Genomic DNA, 8,631 nt, shown 5'->3' on the forward strand with positions numbered 1-8,631 from the left:
TCGCGTTGAATGGTGAAATCGTAAGGCGGGGCTCGCAGAGGCGGCAATAGCTTCGTTTGAGCTGATACTGGGTACTGTTTATCAAGGTGAGTCAGTATTTTATTGATGACAAAAACGTCGGTGATGCAGGCTATTAGTGCTTTAAGCTTCTACGTCTGCTTTGGCATTTTTGCCAGTCATGCTATCCGCTTAATTGGCAATGTTTATAGTCAAACAATGCATATTTATGTCTGTGTGGAACTTCCGCTTTCGTATCTTTGTTAACATTAAGCCAGTGATCCTCAGAGAGTTCTTCAGCTATCCAAAAGCTGACCTTAGCTTTTGTGAAAGCACGATCATATTTGGGCAGTACTAACTGAAGTTTCTTGCTCATTTGTGGGGCTGGTTTAAGCTCATTATCGTTGGTATTCCGCATTTTAACGCTAACTAATGACACAAAGTATCCATAAGCTTTATTGGGTGACGGCTCACAAGTGCCAATTTGTGAGCCGTCACCAACTGATTTTAAAAGTAATTCACTCAAATTGAACTATAGAGAAGTTTATTACTTCTTCCAGCTCTTCCATATCACTGCCGTTTCTGGCTGAAACCGCTAATCCAAATTGCAGTGTTAGAAGATAGTTCGCTAATGTATTGGGTGAAAATTTGTCGTTCAAATTTCCTTTCTGTTGTTCTTTTTGAAAAAAATCAGTTAACGATATGACCGTGTGTTGGTTCATTGCACTGATATTCTTTGCTGCGTTGTCAGGTAAACAGTTTCCCGCGATCTCAGACGTACTATTACAAAGCAGGCAACCTTTTGGTAAATTGGAACTGGTTATCATTCGAGCAATAGACAACAAGAAATTTCTAATCCGTTCGGGTAATGTTTTTTCCATCTTTGAAAGTTCGTCGGTATGCACTAAGCCATACTTATTCGAATATAAATCAATAGCTTGATTAAATAATTTTCCCTTATTACCAAAGGCCGAATAAAGACTAGATTTATTAATTTCCATCGCATTAGTGAGATCACTTAACGACGTACCTGGATATCCATTTGTCCAGAAAACTAACATGGCTTGTTCAAGTGCATCGTCTTTGTCAAAACTGCGATTACGGCCTGCTGTCATTATATTTTCCATTGTTGAAAAAGTTTACGCTTGCAATTGTGAACCGATCAGTATAAATTGTCAATACTGAACCGATTGGTCCACAATTGGTATTAACTTAAAGAGCAAAAAAGATGAATGATTTAACGGGAAAAATTGCAGTAGTAACTGGTGGTAATAGCGGAATTGGTTATGCAACAGCACAGTATTTTAAAGAGGCTGGCGCTAATGTTGTTATTACGGGGCGTTCAGCTGATAGAGTCGCTACGGCGGCAGCTGGTTTAGGTGTTAAGGGGATTGTTGCTGATGTCACTGACTTGTCGGCAATTGACTCTTTGGTTGCGCAAGTAAAAAATGAGTTTGGAAAAATAGACGTATTGTTTGTAAACGCAGGGGTTTTTAATCCAGCGCCAGTTGGTCAAATCTCGGAAGAGATGTTTGATATGCAGATGGGAATTAACTTTAAAGGCGCAGTATTTACTACTGAAAAATTTTTACCCTTTATTAATGATGGCGGTTCTATTATTAATCTATCGTCTATTAATGCTTATACAGGTATGCCAAATACCGCTATTTATGCGGCATCTAAAGCAGCGTTAAATGCATACACCAGAACTGCATCAACTGAACTAGCACCAAGAAAAATACGTGTGAACTCAGTAAACCCTGGCCCTACCTATACGCCAATTTTTGGTAAAACAGGCATGGCAGAAGACCAATTGAATGAATTTGCAGGAGCGATGCAAAATAGAATTCCATTAAAACGATTCGGACAACCAGAAGATATTGCAAAGCTTGTTACATTCTTAGCGTCTGATGATGCCTCATTCATTACTGGCGGTGAATATAATATTGATGGCGGTATCAATATTAATCCTATTTTGTCGTAAATTGCTAAGCATTATTTATGCAAATGAGCGTTGTTCGTTAATAACTTAACAGCGTTCAGTCATTAAAAAGGAAAAGTAATATGAGTAAAAATATTCTAAGAATTGATGCGAGCATGAGAAAAACGGATTCTTATAGCCGTGATTTATTGGACAAGTTAATTAAACAACTCAATGGTGAAAAAGGTATCAATGTAAAAGTAACCACTAGGGACTTGGCTGACGGCATTTCTTTAATTAATGAACAGTGGATTGCAGCCAATTTTACCGCGATTGATGAGCGCACTGCAGATCAACATAAAAGTTTGATTGCGTCGGATACCTTAGTGGACGAATTAAATAAGGCAGAATTAATAGTGATTGGTTTGCCTATTTATAATTTTGGTGTCCCAGCTGCATTTAAAGCGTGGATAGACCAAGTTGTTAGATCTAAATTAACCTTTCAGTATACTGATACTGGGCCAGTAGGTTTATTGAATAATAAAAAAGCATACATTATTGTTGCTTCAGGTGGGACTAAATTAGGCACTGAACTGGATTTTATTTCTGATTATGTACGGCATGTTTTAGCGTTCATTGGCATTACGGATATCACCTTTATTGACAGTAGCAGTGTTGGCCTAGATGAGTCTAAAGTATTAGCTCATGCTCATGAACATATTGCTCGTATTTAAATAACATTATTGAACATCGACGATGAAAAATGAGAAGAGATAATAACTGAATGGATAAATCGGCCTCCCAAATTAATGTGCATAAGCATTACCATGGACACCTTTATTTTGATCAAGAAACCATAGATTTTGCTACTGAGTTATGCCAAAGATCGGGTGACTTATTCATGTTACAAGTAGGTAGAGTTCATCAAAAACAAATAGGCCCATACCCACAGTGGAGTTGCCAAATAAAATTTTCATCAGATGATTTTGAGGCATTTATTCCGTGGCTTGAAGCACAACGCCAAGGGCGAAGTGTATTAGTGCATGGATTAACAGGCGATAACCTGAAAGATCACACTGAGCATGCCTACTGGCTAGGGGATGAAGTTGAACTAAATTTAGAACTATTTCGTGCATAGCAGGTTTATTTATCAAACTACCCATAATAATATATTGATTTATTGGAGTCATGCCAAAAAATTATGTGAATGACTGCTGTGATTTAGATTATCAGTTATCTGTCGCCCACACTGAAGCTGAGCAGCCTAGTGCTATTTAGAGACAGATGGCAGATAATTAACCAAGGACGGAACCGCGGTGAGTTACCTTCGATGTAACGCTATGGGGATTTCGCTGTTGTTTAGGCGCGTGTTGAGGTGATGTTTGGTAACTTCGTTTTTCTGGGCAGGTGGTCTACCCATTTTGGATGTCATTTTATAGTGATCCACCTTGTTTATTTCGCTCCTTAACTCTTTTTTGCGCATAATTTTTTGTTATTCCAATTTTTAAGCATAATGCTACTGTCATCGTCTTTTCACGATGATGTTGGTCGTATTTTGGTGCTGATTTACGCGCATTCAGGTTTGGTTATTGGTGGTGCGCGAGGCAAATATATAGGGTCTTTTATCGCCATTATTTCCAAGGGATGTTGGCACGCGCGGCAGTGAAACACCGCAGGCTCATCATGCTCTTTTTCTGGTGTTACTTGCACCTCGGGTGCAGGTACATCCAGCAATTGACGGGCCACTGCCATTTTAGGTCTGCTCGCCAACAAACCAAAGTGGCGTATCCTGTGAAACCCCGTTGGCAATACATGCAGCATAAAGCGGCGAATGAATTCAACAGTCTTAAGCTGCATTGTTTTGTGCTGGTTATTCCCTTTTCGCCGGTAGTCTTTATAAGTAAATGTCACGTGTTGGTCATTTATTTCCTTTAATCGACTATTCGATATGGCGACTCGATGGGTATATCGGGCTAAGTACGCTAGCGCTGCTTTAGGCCCTGCGAAGGGCTTTTTAGCATAGACAACCCAATCTCGGTTTTGCTGCTGTGTGCACCACTTAGCGAAGGTATCAGCGTCTTCAAGTTCGCTGACTTCACTAAAGAACAATAAGCGTTTATGCTCAAATAGCTCGCGCAGTCCTTCGACAAACAGGCTTATCCCCTTTTTGATACTTTTGACTTAACAGCGTGCCTTGGTACAAGTGATGCCAACGTCTGACTACTTCAATCATAGACCAACTATCCGCTAAGTCATTGTCCACGCACCCACCACATGAGTATGATTACTCATCACTGCATAAGCACAAATGCGGTAGCCGCGCTATCAATGGAAAACACAGAAGCCAAAAATAGTGATCGCTCTTCTACCCAACCGCGCCGATGCTCATACCCTTGGCCTGTGAACTTATCTTTGACGCGGTTACCGCACCACACAAAAATGAACGTCGAACACAACGGGAAACACAATGGTAATAAGGCGTATCGATTAAACTGATTTGAGTTTTATGGGGCTGAGGCATAACACACCATCCTTGGTTATTTGAATACCTTAAAGTTTAGGGCATAACTCCTTTTTTGTTACTTTTTAAAAATGGGTGTCTTGTTTATTTCAGATCAAGGCTTGCTTCGCGTCATCTAAGCTAAAAACTGAATCATTAGCTAATCCATTACAATTCAAGGTTACAAAAAACAGGTATTCCCAAACAGAAAATAACACCTGCTGTACTGATAAATAGAACTATTTTCTCAACAATAGTTTCAGATCTATTGCGTCGGCCATAGCTTTATAACCCAAGTCGTTCGGATGTAGATTATCACCAGAATTATACTTATCAAGCATATAGTCTACTCTGGCGGGATCACGAATAACTTTATCAAAATCGATGATCCCATCAAAAGCACCACTGGTTCGAGTCCATTCATTAACTTCTTCGCGAGCTTTGTTTTTCTCATCACTGTAATAATCTTCAAGATTATTAATACCTTTAAACGCATGTTTAAAAGGTGTCAACGTTGCTCCAAAGATACGAATATCCTGTAAATGCGCTCGGTCAATAATCATCTGATACATCTTGATTAAATCCTGGCTACTCGGAACTGATCTCCATGGGTCTAGACTTTCCGCGAAGCCAAGATCGTTGATACCCATCAAAAGTACCATTATTTTCACGTTTGGCTGCGTAAGTACCTGGCTATCGAGCCGTGCCAGCGCACTCTCACCAGCTTCAGCATTCATTAATTGCGCGCCGGAAATGCCTGCATTGACCACAGAAACATTCGAGTATCCTTCAGCATGGAAACGTTCAGCAAGGAAGTCTGGATAGCGTCGGTTCATGCCAAGCGAAGAGTTATAGCCATCCGTAATTGAGTCGCCAAACAACACCACAGTTTTGGCATCCTCAGGTGCATCAACCAAAACATCTGACAGCAGCACCCATGAAGGAAACGACGCTTTTGCTTTGAATGACGCTTTATTAACAAAATTGCCAACCCCAGAAAGGTAAGTAGTTTCTCTACCTAAATTATGAAAAGTGTCCAGCATTACTTCTTTGGGGAAGTACATACTGATCGCCAATTTATCGAAAGCAGACACATCTCTTTTAATTGGGTCACTGATCACTTTTGAACCTTGTGGGATACGAACTTCCGTATCACCGCCAAAAGTGAGTTCTTGGTTTGTTTTTGGAATAATTAGCCCGTCAGCATCAAGGCTTGCTACTGACGCTACACCAACAGTCAGTGGTTGGATACCGTACTCATTCGAAATCGCCACGCGAATTTTGCTACCATCAAGATTCAGGCGCACTATCTGTCGAATCGTTTGATTAGAGATAGACTTTGGTACTGGGTTAGATTCAATAAAACTAGGCAAAAACCTCGGCTGCGGACTTGCATACCACGCCATTGCCCAGTCGCTGGAAAATGACATTGATGGTATACCAAGGCCAAGAATAAGGCTCGCTACGGAAAGTACATTACGTGCTTTCTGAATTTTTGGCGAATGTATCTTATGATTGGGTGATTTATTAATACTCATGATGATCTCCAAGTATAAAAATTCTAATCTGCTGTTCTAATAGCGTATTTCGTTAATTAGATAAAGATGCCCCTTGACTATCAAGGAGCATCTTTATCTACGCATGTTAGTTTTAACAGTGAACGTTAACTTGCTACCACTTCAATTACTATTTTGCCGGTTGCGCGAGCACTTTCACTTTTGATCATTGCTTTCTTCGCATCATCTAAGCTAAAAACTGAATCTATTGTGACTTGAAGCTGATTTGATTCAAGCATATCAGCTATTGTGTTAAGCCCTATTTTTGATGGCTCTACAATCATACGTGCATAATGAATATTTTTTGATTGTGCTTTTATCTCGTCGATTTCATCTAATAATGTAATTAATCGGCCATTGGGTTTTATTACAGCTAGTGAGCGCTCAACGATGTTATTGCCCCCTACGGCTGCAAATACCAAGTCCATGTCAGAGACATGCTGTTCAAAATCGTCTTGCTTGTAATCAATGAATTCATCAGCGCCAAGACCCATAACGAATTCTTCTTTAGCTTGCGAGCCTGTTGCTATGACATATGCACCTATGTTTTTGGCTATTTGTACTGCAAAACTACCGTCACCACCCGATGCATTATGGATCAGTACTTTTTGACCTTTTTGTAATTCACCGTGTTTTGTTAATGCTTGCAGTGCCGTTAAGGCAGCTAAAGGTACCGCTGCACTTTGTATAAAGTTTAAGGATGCAGGTTTATGTGCGACAATATTGGCATTTACGGCTAAATATTCTGCTTGTGCACCTTGCTCTGTTAATGGTGAATATACATAAACCTCATCACCTAGCTTAAAATCTGTTACGTGCTGCCCGACTTCACTCACAATACCTGCTGCGTCCCAACCTAAGATTAATGGTAGCTCGTGGGTACCTGAGTCTTTTAACATGCCATTTCTAATATGAAAATCTACAGGATTGACACCAGCTGCTTTTACTTTGATTAGTACCTGATAAGCTGAAATACTGGGTTTTGGTAAATCACCAATGATTAAATTATCTACGTTACCATACTGTTTTATATATGCTGCTTTCATTGTAATTCCTAGTGATCTTTTTATGTTATTTGCTTTGTTGACGCTAGTATCGACAAACTCATTGATAATTTCTAATTGATAGTTAGCATAGTACCCATTGACTAATCTGATGAGTTGTTATTGAAATGAACAAACCTGATTTAAACTTAATGGTGATTTTTGACGCCATAATGCAAGAACAATCTGTTAGTAGCGCGGCGCGGCGGTTATCTATGACGCAACCTTCGGTATCCAATGCTTTAGCGCGTATGCGACATGTTTATAAAGATCCTTTATTTATTAAAGATGGTCGGGGTATTAAACCCACTCCTTTTGCTAGTTCATTGTGGTTACAAATATCAAGTTCATTAAATATAATTTCTGATGTTGTTAACCCTAAAAAATTTGTACCTTATTATGCCAAACGTACTTTTAGAATAGCGTTAACCGAAGGCATGTTATCGCTATTGTGGTTAGAGCTAAGAAAAGTGATAGAACAAACTGCACCACAAATTAATATTCATGCTGTGCCCTACACTAAGAACGGTGAAAGTTTGTTAATGGAAGCTCAAGCTGACCTTATTGCTGATTATGTTCCCGATCTAGGTAGATACATTCAAAGACAACACTTATGTACTAACTACTTTGTAGCGATAATGTCACCTCAACACCCGTTGGTGGATAAAGAGTTTGATATAAAAGCACTCGTTGATAGTGATAATTTATTGGTATCTTTATCTGGTGAAGCATCTGGCATTGTTGATGTTAAATTAGCTGAGCAAAACTTAACTCGCCGTATAGCCATGTCGACAACTAGTTTTGTCAGTGCAATGAGTTTGATTAAGCAAACATCTCTGATAAGTGTTTTGCCCTATCCTATTGCTTTTGAACATGTGAAAAGTGGAGAGTTAATTGCTAAATCTATGCCCATAGACATTCCGCCAGCTGAAATATCAATGGCATGGCATAACCGAAGTAACCGAGATGTAGGTTTACTCTGGTTAAGAGAAACAATTTCCAAAATCGTGAAAAACAAACAAGAGTTATTTAAAAATGGGGCTTGGCTATAATAGGTGTTATTTCAGTTGCGAACATTAAGACTCATCGAAAAACCATCCGTGGCAACTAACGATTCAAATATTGGGCGCGGCTTTTTCGCGTCCCTGCCGTGATTTGTTTGTTGAACGAAGCCGCTATGCGGCAGAAAAATTACAATACTCTACTGCCTACATGAACATCAAAATACTAGCCCCGAGTATAGGACGAATTAACGCTACTGACTAGCTTCTGTGACAGCTGTATTTGAGGGTAGTTTCGCGTTTGCTTATTTGTTGCGTTGGGGAAATTAGCGAAATCTTTGTCGTTGGGGTGAACACGTAATCTGGCTGTTACTACTGAAATCTGGATAGTGAGATGCTAAGCGCCTTGCCTCAGAATATGGAATATTCAAGCATCATGATGTTTCTTTTTTGTCACGCACCAAAGTCAAAGTCCCTTTGGATGGTGAGATCATCAAACATTGTCGTTTGCTCAGCAGCCTTAAGTGGCGGCATTGCAGTCATTTTCAGTAAAAACCTCAACGGCAGCAAACTGCCCAAAACGGCTCTTTAGGCATTAAAGGATGAAACTTTT

The 8,631-nt window shown here is 39.7% G+C and carries 9 protein-coding genes and 1 pseudogene; 4 read left to right on the forward strand and 6 right to left on the reverse strand.

The window, feature by feature from the left end:
* Window positions 1-181 precede the first annotated feature (181 nt).
* Window positions 182-523, reverse strand: coding sequence for a hypothetical protein (locus CXF81_RS00145; RefSeq protein WP_101179064.1), 342 nt, complete (start codon window positions 521-523; stop codon window positions 182-184).
* The gene (locus CXF81_RS00150) at window positions 516-1,112 is read right to left on the reverse strand and encodes a TetR/AcrR family transcriptional regulator (protein WP_101179066.1); all 597 of its coding nucleotides are present in this window, start codon (window positions 1,110-1,112) and stop codon (window positions 516-518) included. Before CXF81_RS00150 ends, CXF81_RS00145 begins: the two co-directional genes overlap by 8 nt.
* 113 nt (window positions 1,113-1,225) lie before the next feature.
* Here CXF81_RS00150 and CXF81_RS00155 point away from each other — a divergent pair, with 113 nt between their 5' ends.
* The 3 genes from CXF81_RS00155 (at window position 1,226) to CXF81_RS00165 (ending at window position 3,056) form a co-directional block, all read left to right on the forward strand.
* Complete coding sequence (locus tag CXF81_RS00155) at window positions 1,226-1,981, forward strand: SDR family NAD(P)-dependent oxidoreductase (protein WP_101179068.1); 756 nt, start codon at window positions 1,226-1,228, stop codon at window positions 1,979-1,981.
* A gap of 80 nt (window positions 1,982-2,061) precedes the next feature.
* Window positions 2,062-2,652: an FMN-dependent NADH-azoreductase gene (locus tag CXF81_RS00160; RefSeq protein WP_101179069.1), complete on the forward strand. Its 591-nt coding sequence runs from the start codon at window positions 2,062-2,064 to the stop codon at window positions 2,650-2,652.
* A gap of 50 nt (window positions 2,653-2,702) precedes the next feature.
* The gene (locus tag CXF81_RS00165; RefSeq protein ID WP_101179071.1) at window positions 2,703-3,056 is read left to right on the forward strand and encodes a DOPA 4,5-dioxygenase family protein; all 354 of its coding nucleotides are present in this window, start codon (window positions 2,703-2,705) and stop codon (window positions 3,054-3,056) included.
* Between the two features lie 428 nt (window positions 3,057-3,484).
* On the opposite strand, the gene CXF81_RS00170 is transcribed toward CXF81_RS00165, so the two are convergent.
* From CXF81_RS00170 to CXF81_RS00185, 4 genes and pseudogenes are all read right to left on the reverse strand, one after another.
* Entirely contained in the window at window positions 3,485-4,090 is a 606-nt protein-coding gene (locus CXF81_RS00170) for a transposase (RefSeq protein WP_101179073.1), read from the reverse strand.
* A pseudogene (locus CXF81_RS20140) lies at window positions 4,077-4,439 on the reverse strand (transposase); the annotation flags it as partial. The gene CXF81_RS00170 and the pseudogene CXF81_RS20140, both read right to left, overlap by 14 nt.
* A 218-nt stretch (window positions 4,440-4,657) precedes the next feature.
* The gene (locus tag CXF81_RS00180) at window positions 4,658-5,956 is read right to left on the reverse strand and encodes an SGNH/GDSL hydrolase family protein (protein ID WP_101179075.1); all 1,299 of its coding nucleotides are present in this window, start codon (window positions 5,954-5,956) and stop codon (window positions 4,658-4,660) included.
* A 125-nt stretch (window positions 5,957-6,081) separates the two neighbouring features.
* Window positions 6,082-7,020 carry an NADP-dependent oxidoreductase gene (locus CXF81_RS00185; RefSeq protein ID WP_101179077.1) on the reverse strand — a complete coding sequence of 313 codons (939 nt, stop codon included), beginning with the start codon at window positions 7,018-7,020 and terminating at the stop codon, window positions 6,082-6,084.
* Between the two features lie 125 nt (window positions 7,021-7,145).
* On the opposite strand from CXF81_RS00185, the gene CXF81_RS00190 reads away from it, so the two are divergent.
* Window positions 7,146-8,069, forward strand: a complete 924-nt coding sequence (locus CXF81_RS00190) for a LysR family transcriptional regulator (protein WP_101179079.1) — start codon at window positions 7,146-7,148, stop codon at window positions 8,067-8,069.
* The last annotated feature ends 562 nt before the right edge of the window (window positions 8,070-8,631 follow it).

It is taken from the genome of Glaciecola sp. 33A, from assembly GCF_002836745.1.
Lineage (GTDB): Bacteria > Pseudomonadota > Gammaproteobacteria > Enterobacterales > Alteromonadaceae > Glaciecola.